16 protein-coding genes and 1 pseudogene are annotated in these 23,262 nt (G+C 47.8%); 13 read left to right on the top strand and 4 right to left on the bottom strand.

All coding sequences use genetic code 11. The annotated features are described in order from the left end of the window. Positions 1–81: 81 nt before the first annotated feature. Together IEY46_RS21665 and IEY46_RS21660 are read right to left on the bottom strand one after the other, a co-directional pair. Complete coding sequence (locus IEY46_RS21665; RefSeq protein WP_229750453.1) at positions 82–852, bottom strand: SDR family oxidoreductase; 771 nt, start codon at positions 850–852, stop codon at positions 82–84. Further along, complete coding sequence (locus IEY46_RS21660; protein ID WP_229750452.1) at positions 842–1,210, bottom strand: MerR family transcriptional regulator; 369 nt, start codon at positions 1,208–1,210, stop codon at positions 842–844. Before IEY46_RS21660 ends, IEY46_RS21665 begins: the two co-directional genes overlap by 11 nt. A 601-nt stretch (positions 1,211–1,811) precedes the next feature. Between IEY46_RS21660 and IEY46_RS21655 the strand changes: the two genes are divergently transcribed. The 3 genes from IEY46_RS21655 to IEY46_RS21645 all read left to right on the top strand — a co-directional run bounded on the left by IEY46_RS21655 (position 1,812) and on the right by IEY46_RS21645 (position 13,228). Further along, positions 1,812–4,919, top strand: coding sequence for an AfsR/SARP family transcriptional regulator (locus tag IEY46_RS21655; protein ID WP_188994932.1), 3,108 nt, complete (start codon positions 1,812–1,814; stop codon positions 4,917–4,919). Positions 4,920–5,155: 236 nt separating this feature from the next. Next, a complete protein-coding gene (locus IEY46_RS21650) occupies positions 5,156–11,884 on the top strand; it encodes an S-layer homology domain-containing protein (RefSeq protein WP_188994930.1) in 6,729 nt (2,242 codons plus the stop codon). 84 nt (positions 11,885–11,968) lie between these two features. Continuing rightward, entirely contained in the window at positions 11,969–13,228 is a 1,260-nt protein-coding gene (locus IEY46_RS21645) for a stalk domain-containing protein (RefSeq protein WP_188994929.1), read from the top strand. 309 nt (positions 13,229–13,537) lie between these two features. Here IEY46_RS21645 and IEY46_RS21640 read toward each other — a convergent pair whose 3' ends face one another. Further along, positions 13,538–13,927 (bottom strand): winged helix-turn-helix transcriptional regulator, encoded by a 390-nt coding sequence (locus IEY46_RS21640; RefSeq protein ID WP_188994927.1) that lies wholly within the window; start codon positions 13,925–13,927, stop codon positions 13,538–13,540. Positions 13,928–14,131: 204 nt separating this feature from the next. On the opposite strand from IEY46_RS21640, the gene IEY46_RS21635 reads away from it, so the two are divergent. The 3 genes from IEY46_RS21635 to IEY46_RS21625 all read left to right on the top strand — a co-directional run bounded on the left by IEY46_RS21635 (position 14,132) and on the right by IEY46_RS21625 (position 17,071). Further along, the gene (locus IEY46_RS21635; RefSeq protein WP_188994924.1) at positions 14,132–14,707 is read left to right on the top strand and encodes an NAD(P)H oxidoreductase; all 576 of its coding nucleotides are present in this window, start codon (positions 14,132–14,134) and stop codon (positions 14,705–14,707) included. Between the two features lie 152 nt (positions 14,708–14,859). Next, a complete protein-coding gene (locus IEY46_RS21630) occupies positions 14,860–15,417 on the top strand; it encodes a hypothetical protein (RefSeq protein WP_188994922.1) in 558 nt (185 codons plus the stop codon). A 232-nt stretch (positions 15,418–15,649) separates the two neighbouring features. Next, positions 15,650–17,071 (top strand): PQQ-dependent sugar dehydrogenase, encoded by a 1,422-nt coding sequence (locus IEY46_RS21625; protein WP_188994920.1) that lies wholly within the window; start codon positions 15,650–15,652, stop codon positions 17,069–17,071. A 247-nt stretch (positions 17,072–17,318) separates the two neighbouring features. Here IEY46_RS21625 and IEY46_RS21620 read toward each other — a convergent pair whose 3' ends face one another. Beyond that, a complete protein-coding gene (locus IEY46_RS21620; protein WP_229750451.1) occupies positions 17,319–17,741 on the bottom strand; it encodes a MarR family winged helix-turn-helix transcriptional regulator in 423 nt (140 codons plus the stop codon). Positions 17,742–17,908: 167 nt separating this feature from the next. Here IEY46_RS21620 and IEY46_RS21615 point away from each other — a divergent pair, with 167 nt between their 5' ends. The 7 genes and pseudogenes from IEY46_RS21615 (at position 17,909) to IEY46_RS21590 (ending at position 23,017) form a co-directional block, all read left to right on the top strand. Further along, a complete protein-coding gene (locus IEY46_RS21615) occupies positions 17,909–18,880 on the top strand; it encodes an aldo/keto reductase (RefSeq protein ID WP_188994916.1) in 972 nt (323 codons plus the stop codon). 176 nt (positions 18,881–19,056) lie between these two features. Continuing rightward, a complete protein-coding gene (locus IEY46_RS21610) occupies positions 19,057–19,608 on the top strand; it encodes a TetR family transcriptional regulator (RefSeq protein ID WP_229750450.1) in 552 nt (183 codons plus the stop codon). Between the two features lie 215 nt (positions 19,609–19,823). After that, positions 19,824–21,005 (top strand): MFS transporter, encoded by a 1,182-nt coding sequence (locus tag IEY46_RS21605; protein ID WP_188994912.1) that lies wholly within the window; start codon positions 19,824–19,826, stop codon positions 21,003–21,005. An 84-nt stretch (positions 21,006–21,089) separates the two neighbouring features. Beyond that, entirely contained in the window at positions 21,090–22,043 is a 954-nt protein-coding gene (locus IEY46_RS21600) for an aldo/keto reductase (protein ID WP_188994910.1), read from the top strand. A gap of 35 nt (positions 22,044–22,078) precedes the next feature. Continuing rightward, positions 22,079–22,271 (top strand): annotated as a pseudogene (locus IEY46_RS36475) (LLM class flavin-dependent oxidoreductase); the annotation flags it as partial. A gap of 14 nt (positions 22,272–22,285) precedes the next feature. Then, positions 22,286–22,489, top strand: a complete 204-nt coding sequence (locus tag IEY46_RS21595; RefSeq protein ID WP_188994908.1) for a hypothetical protein — start codon at positions 22,286–22,288, stop codon at positions 22,487–22,489. Positions 22,490–22,690: 201 nt separating this feature from the next. Continuing rightward, on the top strand, positions 22,691–23,017 hold the full coding sequence (locus tag IEY46_RS21590; RefSeq protein ID WP_188994906.1) for an RNA methyltransferase: 327 nt from the start codon (positions 22,691–22,693) through the stop codon (positions 23,015–23,017). Positions 23,018–23,262: the final 245 nt, after the last annotated feature.

The raw sequence follows: 23,262 nt of genomic DNA, 5'->3' as shown, positions 1-23,262 counted from the left end.
CGATTGGTACAGATGTCGGCAATCGGAGGCCGCGTGGCAGCCTCTCTATAGATCCCAATGTTTCAATAAATAGATAAACTTCTACCAGGCGGCTCGCTTGCGATCTCGAAAGAATCCGCCGCTCGGACCCTCTTCATCGAGAGTGGCCAACCAGACAGCCGTATCTGCTCCTTCTGCAACCGTCACTGGCGAAGGGACTCCTTCCGGCACTTTATGCGAAGCGGTCGCTTTTCCCATATCCGTCTGTACTCTGCCAGGACAAGCCGCATTTACTTTGATGCCCATTTCAGCAACGTCTTGCGCGACTAAGCAAGTCAAGGCATTAAGCATGGTTTTAGAGATGCGGTAAGCCGATGATGACCCTTTAAGACCTAACAGTCCCTGCAGAATCTCAAAAGAACCCAATCCTGACGAGAGATTGACGATGCGTCCGTATTGATGCTTTTTCATCAAGGGAACCGCGGCCTGAATCATTCGCAATGCCCCAAAATAATTAGTCTCAAATGTCTCTCGCATCACAGACTCTTCCACATCCAGTACAGAAACTCCATGATCGAGTATAATCCCGGCATTGTTAACCAACACATCCAGACGGCCATAGTGCTGTTTTACTTTTTCAGCCATCTGTCTGACACTTTCTGCCTCGCTCACATCGACGACTTGAGCCTCAACGGCGAGTCCTTCTTGACGCATTTCCTCAATCGCACGTCGTCCTTTATCCTCATCCCGGCACCCGACCAAAACATGCAGCCCTTTCAAAGCCAATTGGCGGGCGATCTCCTTTCCTATGCCGCGATTGCCTCCTGTAACGAAAGCAATTCGGGGATTGGTTTGTTCCATTTTACCGTTCATTTGGTCCGTCTCCTTTATGCAGCATTTTCCTCCAGCTTTCCAGATAATCCTCCAGATGAGATTTGGCTTTTCGCAGAGTATCGATTTGTTTTTTGATTTCGTTCAGCTTTCTTTCACCGACATCAATGGCATTGGGCAAACACTGACGTTTAATTTCCTCGCTGCGCGTACAGTGAAAAAAATCGTTTATTTCTTTTACAGTAAGACCAAGGCTGAAATAAAGTTGAATAACTCTGACTTGTTCCACATCGGCTTCATCATATTCCCGATAACCATTTTCTGATCGGACAGGGTTCAACAGCTCTTTTTCTTCGTAATATCGCAGAGAACGCAGGCTTACTCCCGTCTTACGGGACAATTCGCTAATATGTATAAAACCTCGCCTCCTTCCCGTCTAATAACTGATATTCTAATCCATCACATCATGTGAAGGTCAATTGCAATCATAAAATAACTGAATCAGGTTATTGGGATAATACGGCTCTATTTTGCCGCAGCCGTATCGCTCATTGGGGGCGCAGTTTTCCTTGCGGCCGAATATGCGGCGAGGATAAAACCTGCCCGCCCGAAAGAGCGGCCGCTGACGCAGACTCGATGATGCCCTAAAACAGGAGCATCTTTTGACAAGGCTGCAACAAGTTCCGTATGAGGCGTTTAACAAAGAGCATCGTCGTTGGGTGAAGCGATTGGATGAAACAACGAAACGCAGACGGTTTCGTCGAAATCCTTTGGCCTACCTCAAACAGATTGAAAACAAGCTGCGTTAGTTAATTGGTCAACCGTAGTTTTTTTTCGCCGTTAGAGGCGTTAAGCTGAACCGTATCACAAGTAGGGCGGAATGATAACGGCGGCATTATTAAGATAAATGTTTCCATTAACGCGTAGGAAATTGCATATTAGTGTCGAATTTACATTTAATTACTCAATTTCTGTCATTATTTCGCGGGGAGGGGAGATCAATGATTGCTGCAACCAGGATGCATATTCCTCATGAACGGCATACTTTGGTCACTCGCTCGGATTTGATTCATCTGCTGGATGAGGGCATGAATGCGAAGCTGACGCTCGTATTCGCTCCATCCGGCTATGGGAAAACGACGGCGTTAAGCGGATGGGCCAGACAAAGAGAGAATTTGGTTGCTTGGGTATCACTCAGCAAGCAGGATGACGATTGGATTACATTCTGGAACGCGGTCATCGCTTCGATCCAGAATCGAATCGAAGGATTTGGCCAGACTGTTTGGCCACTTCTGGCTCAGGGGCCGACTGCGTCTTCCTTATCGATGGAGCCGGCAATGACTGCGCTGCTGAATGAGTTAAATCGACTGCCAAGTGAGCTCGTCATCATGTTTGACGATTATCATCTGGTGACGATGCCTGCCATCCAGAAGTCGATGAGTTACTTGCTCGAATACCTTCCCGTCCATATTCATTTATATATCGCAAGCCGCAATGATCTTGCCTTCCCGACTACAAGATTGTTGGCGAAAGGTGAGATGCGACGGATTACGATCGAACAATTGCGGTTCCGACCGGAGGAAGTATTTGATTTCTTCCTAGAGACGACGGAGTTGAGACTGTCGGCAGAGCAACTCCATATATTGTACAACCAAACCGAGGGCTGGATTAGCGGCTTGCGCCTTGCGGCCATCTCTCTGAAACAGAGCGGCAATGTGGCTGAAATGATCCGTCAGTTCAGCGGTCGGCAGCAGCTCATATCTGATTACTTGCTGGAGGAAGTCATTCGCGATCTGCCGGAGGCGATGCGCGATTTTTTGCTGCAAACTTCCGTGCTAAGCCAGATGAATTACGCCTTGTGCGAGTCGGTGACCGGTCAGGCGGGAGGCCAGCAACAGCTGGAACAATTAGAACAGCTTCAGCTATTCATCATTCCGCTGGACGAAGAGCGCAATTGGTATCGCTATCACCATCTGCTGTCTGATTTCCTCCAGTCGATGCTGTCTCGAACAGAGCCCAAGCTGTGGATTCAGGCCAATATGCGTGCTGCGCAATGGCTTGAAAATAACGGCTTTGCCGAGGAAGCGGCAGAGCACTATTTGGCAGGGCGGCAGTATGAAGACGCCGCTCGCCTGATCGAGGGTCATCTGCATGAATTTCTGATTGGCGGTAAAAATGTCATCGTTGCTCGCTGGGTGATGCAAGTGCCTGAGCAATACTTATCGAATAGGCCGTTCCTTGAGCTTTTTTATCTGTATGCGATGGTCGGTGCTCGGCATTTTGGCGGCATTCCGGAGCGAGCAGAACGGCTTCGAGTCCGTTTCGAAGCACTGAAGGATCTTATTGATGCTGGCGTATGGCGCGCGACGATGGGAGAAATCTATTACATCTGCGCTTCAGCCGCCTACGTTACCAAAGACCTTGCCAGTACAGCTGAATATTTCATCCTCGGTGATGAGTTTGCACCGGAGCAAAGCCTGTTTATTCAAGGTGGCAACAATAAGCATTATGCGGTGGAAGAATTCGATGACCATCTGAGCTATATTAACGACTATCATGGGGCGGCACAATTTTTCACCAGGATGACTGTACATTGGCGGGATCACATGAACCATCCGTATGCGACGCCAATGTATGCTTCATACGCTAAGCTATTGTGCGAATGGAATCGAATAGAGGAAGCGGAAGATTGGATCAACCGCATGAAGCGTGCTGACGGACTCGCGCCAGTTCCTCGCAATTTGTATCAATTGGATGTGGCGGCTTCGAGAATTCAGCAAGCGAAAGGGAACCCTCTAGAAGCCGCGGCGCTGCTAGAACAACTTAAGCTGAGGATCGATTCGCCTGACTATGACATTTTCATGTGCAAAATTGAAGCGGAGCAGGCGAGCTTGGCTGTGCGTCAAGGCGACATAGAATCGGCTCGTAGGTGGTTGAGACATTGCGGGATGTCGTACTCGGACGAAGCAACGCTGGACCAAGTGCCCGAACAGTTGGCGCTAGTTCGTGTGCTTGCCGCATGCGGACAATACGAACAAGCGCTTTCTCTCGCAGAGAGGCTGTATCATCTGTTGACGAAGGAAGACCGTCTGCGTGACCGCATTCACATTCTGATTTTGCAAAGTATGGCGCTATATCATGACGGTAGGATTGAGTTGGCGATGGCGAAGCTGGATATCGCACTACGTATCGCGAAGCCGCAAGGGTTCATCCGTAGCTTCGTGGACGAAGGCGCGGCGATGGCGGAGCTGTTGTCTATTTATGTGCGGGCGTATCGAGACAAAGGTGCAGGATCGACGGAAGTGTCCATTTATGCGGGTCTCGTACTAAATATGTTTCACGTGAATCACACAGTTCCACGAATGAAGATTCGATGTTTTGGTCGATTGCGAGTAGAGACAGAGAACGGCGCTGTGATCAAGTGGCGAACATCCAAAACCGAAGAGTTGATGGCCTTTCTTCTTCACCATCGCGGTGAGGCGGTGAGCAGGGACCGGATTCTCGATCAATTGTGGGGAGAAGTAAATGTTGACCGGGCAGGCGCTCAGTTTAATACGACGTCTCACTATTTGCGAAAAGCTTTAAGCCAAGTTGGGTTTGACGGCATCGTTCAGCATGTGGAAGGCGGTTATCGTATCGATATGAGTCGGTTGGACTGTGATCTCGATGAATGGAATCGCTTGCTGGCCGCTCAGACACAGATCGATGACATTGCATTGCGTGACTATGCCGCTGAGTTTGTTCAATTATACGGAGAGGGCTATATGGCGGGTACTTCGTACGATTGGGTAGAGCAGGCGCGTGTTCGTTTAGAAAGCGAGTACGTTGCGCTGCTGCTTCGTCTCCATGAACGTGAGGAAATGAGGGGGCAATATCATGTTGCTGCGGAACTGCTGCGGCAAGCGCTCCTACATGATCCGCTGAACGAGTACATCCATGAGCTACTCATTCGTATGCTATTGCTGGCGAAAGAACGCTTTATGGCGATCAAGCAATATGAGGCGCTCCGAGTGATGCTGCAGACCGAGCTTGGGATGGAGCCGAAGGAAGCGGTCAGGAGATTGTTGAATGCTGACGTTGTGAGCAATACGAATACAACAATGAATTAATACGTTTATTGCCAAAAAGGGAGTATCCCAAAGTCACCAAGGGTGACAGAGGGATACTCCCTTTTTGCATTTTATTATCGCTTGCAGCTCCTTAGCCGGCGGAAGCGAGTTGTTTAGGGTTTGTTGAGAGGGACTGTGATACCGTGAAGCAGAATCCTGTCGGTATTTGTAGAACATTATAGAAAAGTATAGGTCAGTTGCTAGATTTAAAAAAATGATTAGGGAGGATGTTGGACTTGTTTAAGCGGTATAAACGCACTCTTAGTTTATTACTACTGTTAAGCCTGTTGGTATCGCTAATACCAACGGAGGTACTTGCTGCTTCACCAAATACGGGCGCATCTGCAGGAACCGATTCTTCTTCGCCAATACAATGGCATGATGTATCTCAGAACGCAGGGACAGCGCAAAATGCATTTCAAGATGTTAAACCAACGGACTGGTTCTATGATGCTGTAATCTATGTACAACAAAATGGAATATTTAGTGGTACGGGGAGTGGCAGCTTCTCACCCAGGGGAACAATGACACGTGCCATGTATGTAACCGTGCTTGGACGAATAGCAGGCGTTGATGTAAGTAAATATACAACTTCTGAATTTACGGATGTGCAGCCATCCGTTTGGTATGCGCCCTATGTGCAATGGGCAGTTGAAAAAGGCATAACAGGCGGAACGGGCGTCAATAAATTTTCACCGGACGCTAATGTATCAAGAGAACAGATGGCTACGCTGACGTTGAGGTATTTTGAAAGTGAGAATATATCTTATCAAACGAGCGGCAGCGTAACAACGAAACCAAACGACATAGCCGGCATTTCTCCCTGGGCGGTCGATGCTGTCGTAAAGCTATGGCAGGCAGGCTTGCTTATTGGGGATGCAAACGGCAATTTCAATCCTAAATCAAGTGCATCTCGTGCTGAAGCAGCTGCTTTTTGTATGCGTAGCAATGAAGTTGTAAAGGCGTGGGCGAGCCAGAATCAAGTAGATCCAACGCCAACGCCAACGCCAGAAAACGGCAATACTAGCAGCGGAGGTGGCAGCAACTCAGGAGGCCCCCAAGCTGCTACTTATTCCATTACTTTTGAAACCAATGGCGGCTCGGCTATTGCTAGCCTTAAGCTTCACAAAGGCGATACGCTGAGTAATCTGCCGGTTCCAATGAAGCAAGGGTTTATTTTTCAAGGTTGGTATAAGGACAGTGATCTTACAAAAGTACTCATCGAAGGCAGTCCAGTCACCGGCAATATGACACTGTATGCCAAATATATGACAAGCGTCAATAGGGCAGTGGAGAGTATTCCAAGTGTAACGGTGCTGGATCAAGCGCCAACCTTCACGATCGATGTGACCGATGCGACGGGCAAGATGACGGCTGCTCAAGTGAAAGCGGGTATGACGTTCGAATCCTCGGCGAATCCCGCGTTTGCGGGTATTGTCGTTACAGGTGCGAATGGTCACTTCACAGTAGCTTCCGCGGCTCAAGACGGCAAATTCGAGGAAGGCAACACGTATCAACTCACGCTGTCGGACACCAATCTGTCTTTCCAGGGACAAGACTCTACGACCACCATCTATGCGTTTAGCATCGCCAAACAAGCGGTCATGAATGTGCCGCTGAATCCGGACATGATCTATCTATCGTTCGCGGACGTATCGAATATGATGCTAGATGGCGCGGATGTGGACTCCCCCTCGATTCCGGTAATCACGACAGGGGTAGGCGATAGCGCTACAGACCTGAACGAGGCGAATTCGAGTAGCGGCACTTTCGATTATGCCGGGAGTACGGGGATTCAAGTCGGCGATATCGTCGCGATCTATGAAGGGGTTCGCCCCGATCTGCGTACCGCGGAGACAAGCGGTACCGATAACGGCGATGTCGCTTATGTTCATATCACAGCGATCAACGGCAACACCTACACCTATACCCATGCCGATTCCAAGAAAGTGCTGACCAAACCGGATGTGCTGCCCGTGAATACGGCAGCGGACACGGATGGAGACTTGGCGAACCTCTCCATCACGGTAGAGCATGCCGCGATGAACTATAGCGACAGTCAGTATGTACCATTGGGTCTGAATGAACTCACTGTTGTTAATGTAGGCGACTTTATCGCCTTCTACAATGGTGAATTCAATAGCAATGCCATATCGGCGGGTTATGGTATCATCACGTCGATCACACATGACGCAGAGATGGATATCATTACGTATGACGATGTCACACTGGATCAAGTCACAAGCGCTCTGGATGTCTACCAGCAACAAGCGCTTGATGGTGATCAGTTATTGTCCGATGCGGATGTCGCAACGTTAGAAGGGCAAGTCAAGCAGCAAGCGGTAGCCAGTGGATTCGTCGAACAAGCTGCTGACTATCTGTCCGAGCTGGCGCTGCACACCGACAGTTTCAAGCAGCAGTATGATGCGCTTGCGCCAATGGCTGCAGAAAGCGTTGGTTCCAAAGTAGATGTGGAAAATCTGACTGTCGTACCTTCAATAAGCAGTACGCTGAGAAATCTCTCTGGATCCGGTGTAAGTGTCTCCCTCCAAGTGGGTGCCGATATTGTCATTCATATCAACGATGAGAGTGACATTGTCATCCATCTGACCGGTACATTCGTCGAAGAGATGCGCTTGGATCTCAGTATCAATGGGGATACCCAATGGCATTGGTATTGGTTTATCCCGATCCTTGATGATTATTTGATCACGGCTAACTTGGATGCCTATACGTTTACCGGGATCAACATAACGGCTGAGATCACTACCGTCGCACCTGATCAGTTGGAGGATGCGTTAACGGACTGGCTAGGAGCCAAGAATGCCGGGAGAATAGGGAAAGTGCAGGACATCGCGACAGAGCTCCAAGCGTTGATTGAGGGTGCGCAAGATACCGGAGTAGACGCGAAGACACTGAAGGATAGGTACCAAAGCATACTGGAGGAAGAGACGGAATGGGTTCCGTTAATTAACAAAGAACTCGTTAATAAAAGTCAAAGAGTGGTCGCTGGAATCGTTGAGGTTAAATTTTCAGTAGACTTCGTTGTCAGTGCCAATGTGAATCTGACGGTGGGTGTTGATTTCAATTATAGGAGTGCCAAACGGTACTCGGCTACCGTGCGAATTTTCAGTTTCACAGGCAGCAGCAGCACCGTAAGCTTGCCTGGCGACGGGGATTACCAGTTTAAGTTTTATGTCCTAGGTACGCTCGGATTGCGAGCGGGTGTACAGGTGACACTTAAAGCAGGCATTGGAAGCGTCAAGTTGAACAGCATTGGCATCTCCGTTGAGCCTGGCGTTTACTTGAACTTGTGGGGATACTTCTACTACGAGTTGAAGAAATCAGGCGCTGAGAAGACAACTAAGTCTCTCGGCGCACTCTATGTGGAGCTTGGCATTTACTTGGAGTCCGCAGTCGGCGCACAGTTGGGCGATGGTTTACTCTCGGCCAGTGTGCCGCTGTACGACAACACATGGCCACTTTTCTCGGTGGGGTCACAAGAAGATGTCGATGACTTCGAATACCCGCAGGATGATACGTTGGCGATCAAACTTTCGGGAACTACGGTCAAAAGTATCACATTACCGTCCAGTATCTTCACGATGAGTGTGATGGATATGAAAACCGGGGAGACGTACTCCAAGGCTTTCGACAAATCGAACTTTACCATCACGGTAGATAATACGGACTTCACGTATGATTCTAAGACGAATACGCTCAAGCCGACTGATCCCAACCAGAGTGCTGCTAGCGGAACCATGACGGTTAGATGGAATAATGCGCCTCTAGCCTTCACTAGCGCGCCCATTCAGCGCACGTATGACTTGACGTGGACGAAATATCCGGGCAACAATGCGTTGGTATTTAACACAATGACCGGAGGGCTATTAACCTACATTTTTGCAGCGTATAAAGACAAAATTACAGCTCCATCCGATCCTAAACTTCCGGGATATACTTTCGAGGGCTGGTATACAGCACCTGAAAGCGGCACGAAGTATACCATTCCTGCTACCATGCCGGGGGAGAGCGTCTGGCTCTACGCACATTGGGCGGTGAGAACAGATATGCCGTACGCTATGGAGCATTATCTCGTCGATCCGAACAGTGGGGCTGCGTCGCTGGCGGCGACTGAGAACTTTACGGGCACAGCCTTTACGGAGATTACGCTTAAGAATACCGACCGATTCAAGGCCCAAGGTTATGTTTATTCCCACTTTACGGGCGGATCTGGCGTAGGTTCAAATTACAAATCGTACATTAATGGGTACGGTACGACAGTGGTTAAGGTTTATTACGTACGCGATACGCGAGTGATGACTTTTGATGCCGGTTATGCTGGCGGTCAAACCGTTACGAGTTCGTTGCAAATAGGGAAAGACTTCACATGGAGGCCTGCGATATCCAGACCGGGTTATACACTTGTTGGATGGTTCAAGTCCAACAGCAAAACAGCCATTCCGAGTACGGTGCCGGAGCAAGATACCACGTACACCGCGAAGTGGCAGGCTAGAAACGATACCTCTTACAAAGTCGTCTATCTGCAACAGAACATGGTTGTGAACAATCAGCTCAAGCCGGTTCTAAGCGATACCTACACCATCGTTGATCAGAAGGATTATGTCGGCACGACGGATACGGCAACGATTACGGCGGAGATTAAGGGCTATGAAGGCTTCACCTTTGACAGCAGCAATCCGGCTACTCTTATATCAAGTACAATATCAGGTGATGGAACGACTGTCCTAAGGCTGTACTACTCACGAAACACGTATAAAGTCACCTATGACCTGGGCGGCAGGGTTTTCGTTGGGGATACAGACGACCCCTATGTATTCACTTATCCATACGGTGCTACCGTAGGTACCATAGCCACCATCAATAAAGCTACGGCCCAAGGATCAGGGGAGATACTCACCGGATGGACACCTTCTCTCCCAACAACGATGCCGGCGCATGATATGACTGTCGTCGCACAGTGGAGTTTGAAGACGGCTTCGTATACGGTGATCCATTATAGGCCGGATACAATGGGGCAATACACCATAACAGAGAAGGAGACGTTAAGCGCTCCAGTAGGTGCAACGGTCACAGCAACAGCGAAGAGTTATGAGGGCTTCACGGTTGACTCCGCCGTGACAGCTACGGTTGCATCGGGTACAGTCATCGATTCGACGAGCAGCCCCCTTCAATTGAAGCTGTACTACAAACGCAACACCTACAAGGTGACGCTCGATCCCAATGGAGGAAGTGTCAATGGCGGGACAGGCAATTACACCTTAAACACTCTATATGGGAATTCTCTATCCTTTATAAACGTGCTGCCTATTACAAGAGTAGGCTATGTATTCGCGGGTTGGTCCCCTGCTCTACCGGAGACAATGCCTCTTGGAGATGTCACTTATGCCGCACAGTGGACGCCTGATTACACGATTTCTAAGGTAAGTATCGATAATGTAATACCCGCAATAGGGGACACTCTGAATGCCAATGTAACGATGGGTGATGGTAATGCCGCCGGCAGCCGCGTGACGTATCAATGGAAGGTCGAAACGGCAGCAGGGAGCGGAACTTATTCGAATGCCGCAGGTATGGGCAATGCAACCGTGAGTTACACGGTTGCAACCGTGGACATGGGCAAGAAACTGCAAGTGGTGGTGACGGGGATAAGCCCGATTACCGGTACACAAACCGCAACAACCGGCGCAGTGTCCGTTCCGATCACTTCTGTCACGATCGGCAATATGTCTCCAGCCTTTGGCGATATCCTTACCGCCAGTGTGACCATGGGTGATGGCAGTGCGGCGGGTAGTCAAGTGACGTATCAATGGCAGGTCGAAACGGCAGCAGGCAGCGAAACGTACACGAACGCTACCGGTTCGGGAAGTACAACGGCGAGTTACACGGTTGCGGCAGCAGATGAAGGCAAGCAACTGCGAGTTGTGGTGTCGTATAGGGGTCGAGCGGTTGGAGCCGTAACAAGCGAATCCACAAGTGCGATAGGCGTGAAAATCAAGAGTGTCGCCATCGACAATCCATCTTCCCCTCGAGTTGGCGATATCCTTACAGCAACTGTGACGATGGATGATGGTAAGCTGGCAGGCGACCGCGTGACTTATGAATGGATGGTACAAAATATAGTCGGAAACGACCAGTACGTGCCTGCTACAGGTACGGGAAAAACTACAGCGAGTTACACGGTTGCGACAGGGGACTTAGGGAAGAAGCTGCAAGTTTGGGTGTACGGTGCCAATGAAGGCCTCGGAATGGTGATGAGCACAGCAACGAATGCTGTGCAGGAGGCCGGGTCAACTCCCGGGTCGCTTCCTGAATGGATCTCCAGCGCCGAAGCATTAGATTTGGCGTCAGCGACTGTCACTGTCGTATCTTCAACAGAAGTATCCATAAGCGGTGCTGCGCTGACGGATGATTGGACCCTCCCGGAAGGCGTAACGCTAAACATGAGTGATACGACGCTGAGCGGCCACACATTGACCCTTGCGGAAGGAGCGACGCTGAATGTGAGCAATTCTACGGTGGATGGCAATATTGAGGTTACGGCAGATGCGACGCTGAATGTGAGTGATACGACGTTGGACGAAGGCTATTATTGGAACATTGTGGCAGACGCAACGTTGAATGTGCGGGGTACCGTTACGCTGGCTTCGGCCGCAACGCTGATCATTGATGGCACATTCAATATTCTAAGCTCGGCGACTGTGATCAATAACGGCACCATCACAGGCTATGACGGCACCGGAGTCATCACGAACAATGGCACGATCACGAACAACAGTTCCATCACGAACTCCGGCATAATCATGAACGAAGGCACGGTCACGAACGGCAGCTCCATCACGAACTTCGGAACGTTCACGAACAACGGTACAATTGCCAATACAGCCGACGGGATATTCAATGATTACGGTACGTTCACTGGAGACGCTCCTATCACAATATAACTAGATTACTTGGATGACATGCTGAAGGGGCTTATCCGATAACGGAGAAGCCCCTTTCCCTATAACCAACGCTGGAGGTCTATCATGAAGCAGATTGGCACAATAAGCTTGGTCCTTACGTTGCTGTTTGGGAGTCTAACCACATCATTTATAGCGGCGACGTCGTCCGCATCGGCAGCATCATCCACATCGGCAACACAACTCGTCTTGTCCGACGACAGCGGCACGAACTTCGCGACGCAGATTTTGGATGATCTCAACGCGGTCCGGACCGCTATGGGGTTGCCCACAGTCAAGCTTAACCCGTACCTCACCGAAGCAGCCCAGAACCACGCTGTTTACATGATCGCCAACGTCTACTACAACCACGACGAGAACCCACTCGGTCAAGGATTCACAGGGGTGACTCACGCCGATCGAATCCACGCCGTCGGGGGCGATACATCAATCCCCACTTGGGAGATTATGACCGTGGATGAAAGCGATCCGCACGCCATCATTGAGGAGTTTCTGAACACGGCGTACCACCGCGAGCCATTGATTTCACCAGATGCCACAGAGATCGGTGTCGGTATGTATGGCATTGCCGTTGTCATCGAGACCGCTTGCGCGGCCAATACAATGGGATACGCCATGTACCCTTACGATGGTCAGACCAACGTGGTCACGACTTTCTCTGGGCATGAAATCCCGAGCCCCATCGAGCCATTCGGGGTAGCGCAGTCAGGGCAGATTATTACGATCAAGACCCCTTACCTGCTGGAAGGCATAGATGTAACCCTCACCAACAGTGCAGGTGATACCATACCGTTCTTTAAGCCTTTTACTTCATCGAATTACTGGCATATCATTCCGAAGTCTCCTTTGGCGTACAACGAGACCTACACCGTCTCGGTAACGTTCAAGCCTTGGGCGGGCTCTGACGCAGGGAAGACCTTCAACAAGCCATGGTCCTTCACCACGGAGAGCGCCGTCATGCCATACAGCCAGAATAACATCGGTATCCAGTTGGACGGCATCTATATAACGGTGAACCCGAAGCCTCGAATGATGAACTCCAGCATATTCATCCCACTTCGCGGGATATTCGAGAAGTTGGGTGCAATTTTATCCTACAACGCGAAGGACAAGTCTATCTACATCACCAAGGACAGTACCACCATCCACCTACAGATCGGCAACAAGACCGCCACACTCGACGGCAAGTCAATCAGCCTTACCACAGCTCCATTCACCGACAAGAGCGGGACTACATTCGTGCCACTCCGTTTCGCAAGTGAAGCACTAGACGCTGCGGTAACGTGGAACGCCGCCAACTGGACTGCCGTAATCCATACAAAATAACAGATTCGCACCTATGAAGGGCAACCAAACAGGTGATTTTCGATTTCGCTCTACAGATGATACGCTGAACCGTATCATAAGTAAGGTGAAATTTCTACAAGTGTGAGAAACCAATTTTGAAGCGGTATTATTTTTTTTTTAACCTATTGACTATATAGGCTCACGTGAGAAAGTAACGAGGCATCTATTTTAAAATAATGAAACCTTCAATTATTTCGTGGCTGGGGCTTGCTAATTGGCCTGCTATCGTCCGAGTATTAGATTAGCCCATCGGCAACCGCCAATACCCATTCTTTCAAGTATGGCAATTTACTTTGTATGGCTTTCATCAAATTCTTCCAAAACCTTGGATCTGTCGCCATAAACCTTTTCCAGGTGATCCTCTCCCCAATAGCATAAAAGATCTAGCGCGGGCTTTAATCCCCACCCGTAGGGAGTTAACGTATACTCCACTCTAGGCGGGATCTCTTTATAAATCTTTCGTGCAACAATCTCATCCTTTTCCAGGCCTCTTAGTTGAGTGGTCAGCATTTTTTGCGTAATGCCGGGGATTAACCGGCGAAGCTCAGAAGTCCGTTTCGGTCCTGCCATCAAATGATAGATGATTAAAGGCTTCCATTTCCCACCCATTACATCTAATGCCGCCTCCACGCCAACTTTATACTTTTTTCGAACGCTATTTTCCCTCTTTTCAGTCATCTTTCATTCCTCCGCTAAAAGGATATATGTTTGCTAAGGACATAACTTCCAAGGCATCTATCCAGGGCACTTCCATGTTCCTATGACACTTGTATCATCCTATAGAACTTGTAAGTGCGTACTTCCAGATCATTCGGGTACTGTTTATAATAGCATCAACCAGGCTACAAGTCAGCTCTTGAGAAAGGTAGTGAGGATACAAACATGAGAGTGTTATGCGTTGTTTCGCACCCGAGAAAAGATTCCCTTACTTTTAAGGTTGCCGATCGTTTCGTACAAGGTCTTGCCGAGGCTGGCCACGAATATGAGATACTGGATTTACACGAGATGAACTTTGACCCTGTTTTAAAGGGAGTAGATGAACCTGATTGGTCAGCTGCAGAACAGCCCTTTTCCCCTGAGGTGGAAATGGAAATAAGGCGAATGAAGGAGCATGATGCCCTTGCATTTATTTTTCCGATTTGGTGGTGGTATTTGCCAGCCATGCTAAAAGGTTATATTGACCGTGTATGGAACAATGGGTTTGCGTACGGTTCGAACCAGCTTCATCATCAGCATGTCTTGTGGATTGGTTTGGCGGGCGTCTCCAAAGAACAGATGAAGAAGCGTAACTATGATGAAATGATGACTCATCTGCTCAATGTGGGAATTGCAGATTATTGCGGTGTTGCCAATTCCAAGGTTGAATTTCTGTACGAGACTTTGGATTCCGATACCAGTCATTATGAGCTGCTGCTTAACCAAGCTCATCAATTAGGATTGAATTATGCGAAGAAATAGTGAGTAGAGGATTTTCAAATTATTTTTACACACAGGCCCGAGAATCGGCGTGGGCGCAGCGAAGAGGGCTTGAGCCATCCTGCATCCGCACAAGCAGGCAGCCCGCCCCTGGCGTACAATGAACGATAACCTGTGATGCGAGGTGAATTTCCATGGCACAATCCAAAGAGGTGTTCGCACGGGCCAAGCAGCTGCGGGGTCGACCGGTATGCATTACTCTGCACAGCGGAGAGACCTACGTTGGCTACATTACCGATGTCACCAGCAGCGTCTTGACGCTGGCCAACGCTGGAGCTCAGCGGAGCACCTCATCCGGGAAGCAAGGCCCCCGGCGGTCTATGCAGGACAGAGCCGGCTCCCATGCCTCGGGCAGCCGCCGAAGCGGCTCGCGCAAGTCATCCGTCCGTTCCCGATCGCGCAAGTCTCCGGTCCGTTCCCGCTCCCGTAAGCCGGGCGCCCAGGTATCGGCCTTTCTACCGATGGTAGGCTCGCTGTTCGGGGGATTAGGTGGCGGGCTTGGTGGCGCTGCAACGGGATCGCTCGGAGGTGCGTTGGGCGGCGGCATACGGCTGTTCGGCATGATCCAACGATTTGTCCCTGTCATGAAGATGGGGTACGGCATCATCAAGTCTATCCGCCCGTTTTTCGGCGCCGTTCAAGGCTTGATGACGCCATCCGAAGCAGCGGCCGCGACAGGCGAATCACCGTAACCGCAAGAGTTGCTTGCAGAAATAAAGGCCCCGTCCGTTTTTTTTGGTCGGATGGGGCCAATTCTATGATTGTTGAAGGTGGGTCGGACTCAAATATCCGCTACCGGGTCTATTTATGGGATCGAATCCTGTAGCAATCTAGTAGCTCGGTTTAAGGATGTGACGGTACTAAGGGAACCGTTCTAATCATATTTTTAAAAAAGGAAACAAGAGGAGGGAGTGTTAAAGTTAGTTGAGAAAAGTTAAGGTTCGTTTACACCCCATTGTAAGTAAGTTAAATATGCCCACTGTTATGAAAACAGCTATACTTCCGGGTGATTCAATTGAACGATTATTTATTGCGACCCAGGTAGGAGAGATCTTTTACATACGGGACGGAGTTATAAGGACTTTTTTAGATATTCGCCCGCGAATCCTAAAACTAGGTACTTCTAGCGGAGGATATGATGAACGGGGATTGCTAGGGTTAGCGTTTCATCCCGAATTTTATTATAACGGTTTGTTTTATCTCCATTATTCAGTAGCTGGAACCCAAGGCTCAGGTGCCCTTCCAGGTGCTTTTGAATCTTTTAAGCCTAATCCGTGTGATCCCAGTACTTTGAACCTGAGGTGGATAAATAGAGAAACGCATTATGATCATGTCGATACAGTTGAAGAATGGATGTTACAACCGAATGGTCAAACTCAAAAACGACGGACATTACTTAACGTAAGAAGACCATTTTTAAATCATAATGGTGTCAATAGCTTAAATTTTTCACCTGAAACAGGAAAACTTATTCTAACAACCGGAGATGGTGGATCAGGCTATGATCCATTTAATTTAAGTCAGAATGACATGGAAATCGCCGGCAAAATTATTGAAATGGATGTCGTTAAGTATACATTTATTTATAATCCACCCGTGGTCACACGTTTTGATGAACTTCCCAAGCCGATTCAGGAAACGCTTACGCTAATTGCCAAAGGGGTTCGCAATATTCCAGGCATTTCATTTCAATGGTTCAATAATGACTATATCAAATATGTGGGGATTGTTGGACAGGATTTGGTAGAGTCGATTTTTTCTTTCGTTCATCATAAACCAATACCGGTTACCCAGCTTGTTCAAGCTTCTTTAATGAATTCTGAACCTGACCACGAAGGATTGATTAACTTTGGCTGGCGAGGATGGGAAGGTGCTTTTCCTACTTCGTTGATTAGGGGCTGCGCTGCAAATTCAACTTTAGACGAGGAGACAATTGCGTATTACAACGAAGCCGTACAAACTTCAGTAAGGCGCCTTTTGCCTTTAACGAGTTATTTCCATAAAGATGCGAGGGCTGATAAATTTGGAGGAACTGCACTTACAGGAGTTCAGCCCTATATGGGAAATGGAATCCCCGGTTTAACGGGAAGCGTTGTGTTTACCGATCTTGCTCGGCAAGGATCTCACCCTCCGGTTAGAGGGGTTTTAGCTTATACCAAGCTACAAACAGACTGCAAACTAAATGATTTTAGTGTTATTGAAACGGATTATGATTTTGGATCTCGATCAGCTTATTATGTTAGTTTGGGAACGAATTTGGATCAAACCAGACTATATTTAGGGGTTTATGGCTCTATGAAAGTAACTGATTTTAACCAAGGCACCGTTTTAGAAATTGTCCCATAATTCATAACTCTAAAATTCGACTTGATCATCCGCAGTGGGCGAGAATAATTATGATAATAGCGTCCTGAGTGAGAGAATAAACGCTCAATGTGTCAAAAAACGCGAAAAATTTGGTTGTAGGGAAGCTCGGGTGTTGATGGAGGGAAGGAACGGGTTCAGTTTCCGGTCGGTTTCGATATATGTAGCATGGACATTGAGAACACCCAAAAAAGCGATCAAGGCAACAGGGCTCTACCTGAGGCTAAGATCACTTTTTTGTTCTTTCCGCGAGCTTCGTAATCGACTCAATGTCTTGATCGGTTAATTGATCCAGAAAATGCTTGCGTATTGCCTTTGAAACGATGGGAAGGGCATCATCCAAAGCTGATTTTCCGACAGATGTAATGACGACCTGAACACCGCGATCTGCGGCTAATGGTTTTCTCAGAATAAGACCACGTTTTTCCATTCGTGTTAAATGATGGGATAACCTGCTCTTATCCCAGTCCATCGAGTCAGCTAGTTCCTGTTGCCGAAGCTTACCGTCCCCGAATTGGACTAACCGGTCTAATACTCCAAAATCCCCCTCAGATAGTCCTGTATGCTCAGACATCTCTTTCACAACGCGACCGAAGATTCGTTTAAAGGAGCCTTTCCACATATTCCATATTCGCATTTCATCTTCGTTCACTTCGTTTATATCCATACAAGTATAATATCATGGTTGACATATCAACCGCAAGGTGTTAAAATGCATTCAGGTTGACGTATCAACCTAAAAAGGGATCCGACAAATTAGTGGTTGACACGTCAACTTCGTGGATGCCTTCCAATTATACTTAAGGAGTGTGTTAGCAAGTGGAATATGTAAAACTTGGACGTAGCGGATTAGAGGTTTCAAAGTTAAGCCTTGGAACCATGAGCTTCGGAGTACCTGAACGCGGCAATACCCCATGGTCGTTGAATGAAGAGCAAAGCAGACCGATTATTAAAAAGGCACTCGAATTGGGCTTCAACTTTTTTAGTAGTGCTAATATGTATTCTGACGGAACAAGTGAAGAATTTCTCGGGCGTGCTTTAAATGATTTCGCTCGTCGTGACGAAGTCGTCATCAGTACAAAGGTATTTGTTCCAATGCGCAAAGGCCCGAATGCAATGGGTCTTTCCCGCAAAGTCATCATGACCGAAATTGATAATAGTCTAAGACGGCTTGGGACAGATTACGTTGATTTGTACCAGATCCATCGTTGGGATCCTAATACGCCAATTGAGGAGACAATGGAGGCTCTTCATGATTTAGTTAAAGCGGGCAAGGTTAGATACATCGGAGCATCCTCCATGTTGGCATGGCAGTTTGCGAAAGCTCAGCATGTCGCAGAACGCAATGGCTGGACACGGTTCATTTCCATGGAAAATAGACTTAACTTGCTCTATCGGGAAGAAGAAAGAGAAATGCTCCCCCTTTGCAAAGATGAAGGCGTTGGCGTCACTCCTTACCTGCCTTTGGCTGCAGGTCGGTTAACCCGTGATTGGAATGAGCAGACCTCGCGATCCGAGAATGACCAGGTAGCAAAGGCGTTGTTTATTAAAACGGAAGAGGCTGATCGTAAAGTCGCGGAAAGAGTTGCGGAAGTTGCCGCTAACCGAGGAATTCCACGCGCACAGGTTGCTCTTGCATGGTTGCTGCAAAAAGAAGAGGTCACGGCCCCGATTATCGGATCGACCAAAATCAGCCATCTTGAAGATTCGGTTTCGGCATTGTCGGTTAAATTGTCATCTGAAGAAATCACGAGTTTAGAAGAACTGTATACACCACATCCATGGGTATAATTGGATGCAAATAGGGCGTTCATCAGCTAATTGTGCAACGTATGATTTGTATAAATAGTTCTCCTTCGGCCTGGTAGTGAAGACATCGATATCATTATGAATCGACATCCTAAAAATTTGATTTTGATCGAACGATCGATTATAATCAATTCATGAAAAATAAATCGGAAAACAAAATGGAACTTATCTATCAGACAACCATTGAACTTCTCAATGAAATAGGGCTATCCGACATATCCATGTCCAAAATCGCGAAGAGGGCAAGTATCTCTTCATCATCGATTTACTTTTATTTTGAAAGTAAAGAAGACTTGCTGATTAAATTATATTTTAACCTCAAGGATCAAATGCATGAGATGATGTTTAGAGGTGTAACTGTTGCTGATATGTCAGTCAAGGATGGTTTTGAGAAGATCCTGCGTAATTATTCCAATTATATTGTGAATAATAAGGCTAACTTTCAGTTAATGGAACAGTTTCTTGAATCGCCGTTTATACGTAAAAGCTGTAAAGATCATAACGGTGGTGTGTTCAAGCCGATGTATGCTCTATTCGAGAGAGGGATCAAAGAAGGACTATTCAAGGATTTGGAGACTAATCTTTTGGTTACCTACTCCTGTCTGCCATTTGTCCAAATGGGGAAAGAGTACATCAATGGTGAATATGAATTCAGTTCTGCTAATATCGATAAAATGATTCAAATGAGCTGGGATGCTATTAAAACATAAGCAGCCCATTTTTTTAAAGAAAATTGATCGAACGATCGATAATTTTTTTAAAGTAAATTGATCGAACGTTCGATTAAAAGGAGGTGAACGTCGTATGCTTTCTAACAAAGGGCAAGGGCATCCTGGTACGTAGGAAAGCCTGTTGAAGAATTGTTTTTATTCATTTCGATTCAATATCAATTTTATTTTAGAAAAACGGGGGATCAGAAGCATTTATGAAGGACTACAACATGAAGAGCTACAAATTGATTATTTATTTTCTTGCACTAGGTGCGACCGTGGTTGGTACAGCCGAATCGATTATTACCGGAATTCTTGACATGCTTGCCTCGGATATAAATGTATCAATAGGTCTTGCCGGACAATTAGTTACTGTGTATTCCATTGCCTACGCAGTGGGTACGCCGATTCTAATCGCGATCACATCAAAAGTAGATCGAAAAAAGCTATTACTGGCGGCATTATGTATTTTCGTTATCGGCAATATCATTGCTGTTCTAAGCCCTAATTATGCATTACTTATGATTTCCCGGGCTGTCTTGGGAGTAAGCGCAGGCGTTTTTGCCGTAGTTGCCTTGGGTGTAGCTGCACAAATAGCTCCGCCGGAGAAAAGAGGAAGTGCAATCGGTACTGTCTTAATGGGAACAAGTCTTTCACTCGTCATCGGACTGCCTTTAGGCACTTTGATCGGGGAGTATATGGGATGGCGCTGGATCTTCGCTATACTTGGCGTAATTACCATAATAATGACTGTTCCCATCGCAAAAGCCGTTCCTAAGTTATCCGGTCAAGTAGCGATTCCGCTATCTAAACAACTGGCCGTACTCAAAGAATTCAAAGTAATAAGTGGCTTGTTAACTTCTTTGTTCTTTATTACAGGTTATTCTGTTGTTTCTACGTATCTAGCTCCATTGCTGCGCGAAAACGCAGGTCTTAACACCAATACAATCAGCCTTGTCTTGCTTGGCATGGGATTAATGGCTGTTGTAGGATCGCGTGTAGGAGGTTATGGAGCCGATAAATGGGGAATCGCTCGTACACTGATTGCAAGTTTGCTCCTTCATGTGATTGCCCTGTTCTTTCTCCCGATTGCTGCTGTCACCTTTGCAGGCGCCTTGTTCATACTAGCTCTTTGGATGCTTGGAGCTTGGACAACGGCCCCAGTACAGCAGTTTAGTCTGGTTACTATGGCTCCTCAATCGACCGATATTATTTTGAGTTTGAATTCCTCTGCATTCCATATTGGTGTCGCCTTGGGAGCAGTTCTAGGTGGTGTGGTTGTCGAACAACTCTCCCTATCATCGATTGGTTGGGTCGGAGGACTAATCGTATTGCTTGCAACCGTATTTGCAGTGATTTCGATTGCTTTGAAAAATAAACAGCATGTAGCCGAATAACTCAAGAGCGTATATGAAAAAGATATCGAATATGCAAAGCATACCGAATTGTGATACCAACTTGAACTGAGGAGTGATTTTTTTATGGAGAAAAGAGCACTTGGATCAAGCGGGCTGGAAGTATCAGCTCTTGGACTAGGCTGCATGACCATGTCCGACTTTTACAGCAGCGACCGGGATGAACAGGAATCCATACGGACGATTCATCGTTCATTAGAACTTGGTGTGGGCTTCTTGGACACCTCGGATATGTACGGTGTTGGCGAAAATGAAAAACTGGTGGGAAAAGCGATCAAAGATCGGCGTCATGAGGTCACTTTGGCTACCAAGTTTGGGGTGGTACGCGACAAAGGGGCGATGTGGGAATATAACGGAAGTGCGGAATATGTTAAGGCTGCCTGTGAAGCAAGCTTGCGCAGATTAGGCGTTGACCACATCGACCTGTATTATCAGCATCGTATTGATCCCTATACTCCAATCGAGGAGTCTGTAGGGGCGATGGCTGATCTGGTGAAGGAAGGCAAAGTCCGTTATATCGGCCTTTCAGAAGCCTCGCCAGCTATGATACGCAGAGCACATGCGGTTCATCCAATATCGGCCGTGCAAACGGAATATTCCTTGTGGTCCCGAGACATTGAAGACGAAGTTCTACCTACCTGCAGAGAGCTTGGCATCGGATTTGTAGCCTATAGTCCGCTTGGACGCGGTTTCTTAACAGGTACGATTCAACGATATGAGGATTTGGGGAACGACGACATAAGGCGGAACTTCCCTAGATTTCAAGGACAAAACTTACAGAAAAACCTTGAATTTGTCGCCCGGATTCAAGAGATGGCTGCTGAAAAGGGATGCACCGCACCTCAATTGGCGCTGAAATGGATATTGATGCAAGGTAGCGATATCGTACCTATTCCAGGAACGAAAAGAAGAAAGTATTTGGAGGAGAATATTGGATCCTTGCAGGTTGAGCTTACGGATTCCGATCTTAAACGTATCCATGAAGTAGCGCCAAAAAACGTTGCCGCAGGACATCGATAATATTTTTGCCAGCAGAAAATTAAGGAGGATCAACTATGGCTGAATTCGCAGACAACTTTGAAACAGGCATTAATACTTTTCTAGAGAACTCACCGGATCCCGCAACGGGCAAGAGGATTGGCCATCCCGAACGGATTCGGAACGATTATCGAAGAGATCGTTATTGCCGATCAAGCCGGCCTTGATGTGTTTGGAATCGGAGAGTATCAGCGGACTGATTATGCCTCTGGAGGAGACGGGAGTTGACGGGTTCAACCTCCGAGCGCTACGTGCTCCCCGGCGGCCATCGCGACTTCGTCGAGCTCGTCGTGCCCGTCCTGCAGAAGCGAGGCATCTTCCGCGAGCGCTACGAGGAGACGACCCTCCGCGAGCGCCTGTTCGGCAAGGGTTCCGCACGACTGGCTGTCACGCACCCGGGGGCGGCTTGGAAGCGGGCTAGGGGGTAATAAATATAGAATTCGGCGAGGACTCGATTACTCGGGTCCTCTTTTTGTGTTGCACGGCATGGCTAAATACTATATGGAAAAGTATTTCACCTACACACGGTATGCTATCCGCGAGCTACCGGTTGAGAAAACGCCGGACTCCATAAGCCTGGCGGAAAAAGATCAAGTACACGCCCGCGAAGGTGAGCGCATCCTCGCTACATGCGTGACGGGTCGAATATGGTGGCCCTCGCCATTGACGTTGAACCGTGGTCGAGTGAGCAAATCGCCGCCCATTTTGAGAAGCAGGCCGACTTCGGCGGAGACTCCGTCAGTTTCGTCATCGACGGCTCGTGTCCTCTCCTTCGATCGCATGACCAACCCCACCAGCTCATGCTCGTCATCACGATAGGGAATTATTGTAAAAATGCCATTGACCCGAGAGAAACAGAGGAACATAAGGAAGAGCAGCCTTATGCTCAAGCAAGCATAAAGCAAAAAAGGCTGCCGCGGCAGCCTTTTTCGTATTCAACTAACGATCATCGTTAGCTCAACTCCATGGTGTTTCCCCTTATCTAGATTTGCTAGAATCTATTTGACGCTCACTATTTTATAATATTTTGTTGTGGAAAGTCGGAGAGTGTTGTAGGGATGTGGAATAGTTCGACAGAGGGTGTCCCAAAAGTCATAAAATGACTTGAGGGACAACTGAACGGACAAGGCTATATCTCTACCCCTGCAAAGGTCATTTCCAAAATTCAGGTGAAAAGTAGGTAGACTCAGGACAAGCGATT

The sequence above is a fragment of the Paenibacillus nasutitermitis genome (assembly GCF_014641075.1).
GTDB lineage: Bacteria > Bacillota > Bacilli > Paenibacillales > Paenibacillaceae > Paenibacillus_Z > Paenibacillus_Z nasutitermitis.
Note: the sequence above shows the minus strand (reverse complement) of the source record. Positions and strands in the feature narration are given on the sequence as shown.

Excerpts from the sequence above, each read along its gene's own strand:
- IEY46_RS21640 (WP_188994927.1), bottom strand. The coding sequence starts at position 13,927 with ATGACTGAAAAGAGGGAAAATAGCGTTCGAAAAAAGTATAAAGTTGGC.
- IEY46_RS21645 (WP_188994929.1), top strand. The coding sequence starts at position 11,969 with ATGAAGCAGATTGGCACAATAAGCTTGGTCCTTACGTTGCTGTTTGGG.
- IEY46_RS21635 (WP_188994924.1), top strand. The coding sequence starts at position 14,132 with ATGAGAGTGTTATGCGTTGTTTCGCACCCGAGAAAAGATTCCCTTACT.
- IEY46_RS21610 (WP_229750450.1), top strand. The coding sequence starts at position 19,057 with ATGGAACTTATCTATCAGACAACCATTGAACTTCTCAATGAAATAGGG.
- IEY46_RS21590 (WP_188994906.1), top strand. The coding sequence starts at position 22,691 with ATGCGTGACGGGTCGAATATGGTGGCCCTCGCCATTGACGTTGAACCG.
- IEY46_RS21630 (WP_188994922.1), top strand. The coding sequence starts at position 14,860 with ATGGCACAATCCAAAGAGGTGTTCGCACGGGCCAAGCAGCTGCGGGGT.
- IEY46_RS21605 (WP_188994912.1), top strand. The coding sequence starts at position 19,824 with ATGAAGGACTACAACATGAAGAGCTACAAATTGATTATTTATTTTCTT.
- IEY46_RS21600 (WP_188994910.1), top strand. The coding sequence starts at position 21,090 with ATGGAGAAAAGAGCACTTGGATCAAGCGGGCTGGAAGTATCAGCTCTT.
- IEY46_RS21655 (WP_188994932.1), top strand. The coding sequence starts at position 1,812 with ATGATTGCTGCAACCAGGATGCATATTCCTCATGAACGGCATACTTTG.
- IEY46_RS21665 (WP_229750453.1), bottom strand. The coding sequence starts at position 852 with ATGAACGGTAAAATGGAACAAACCAATCCCCGAATTGCTTTCGTTACA.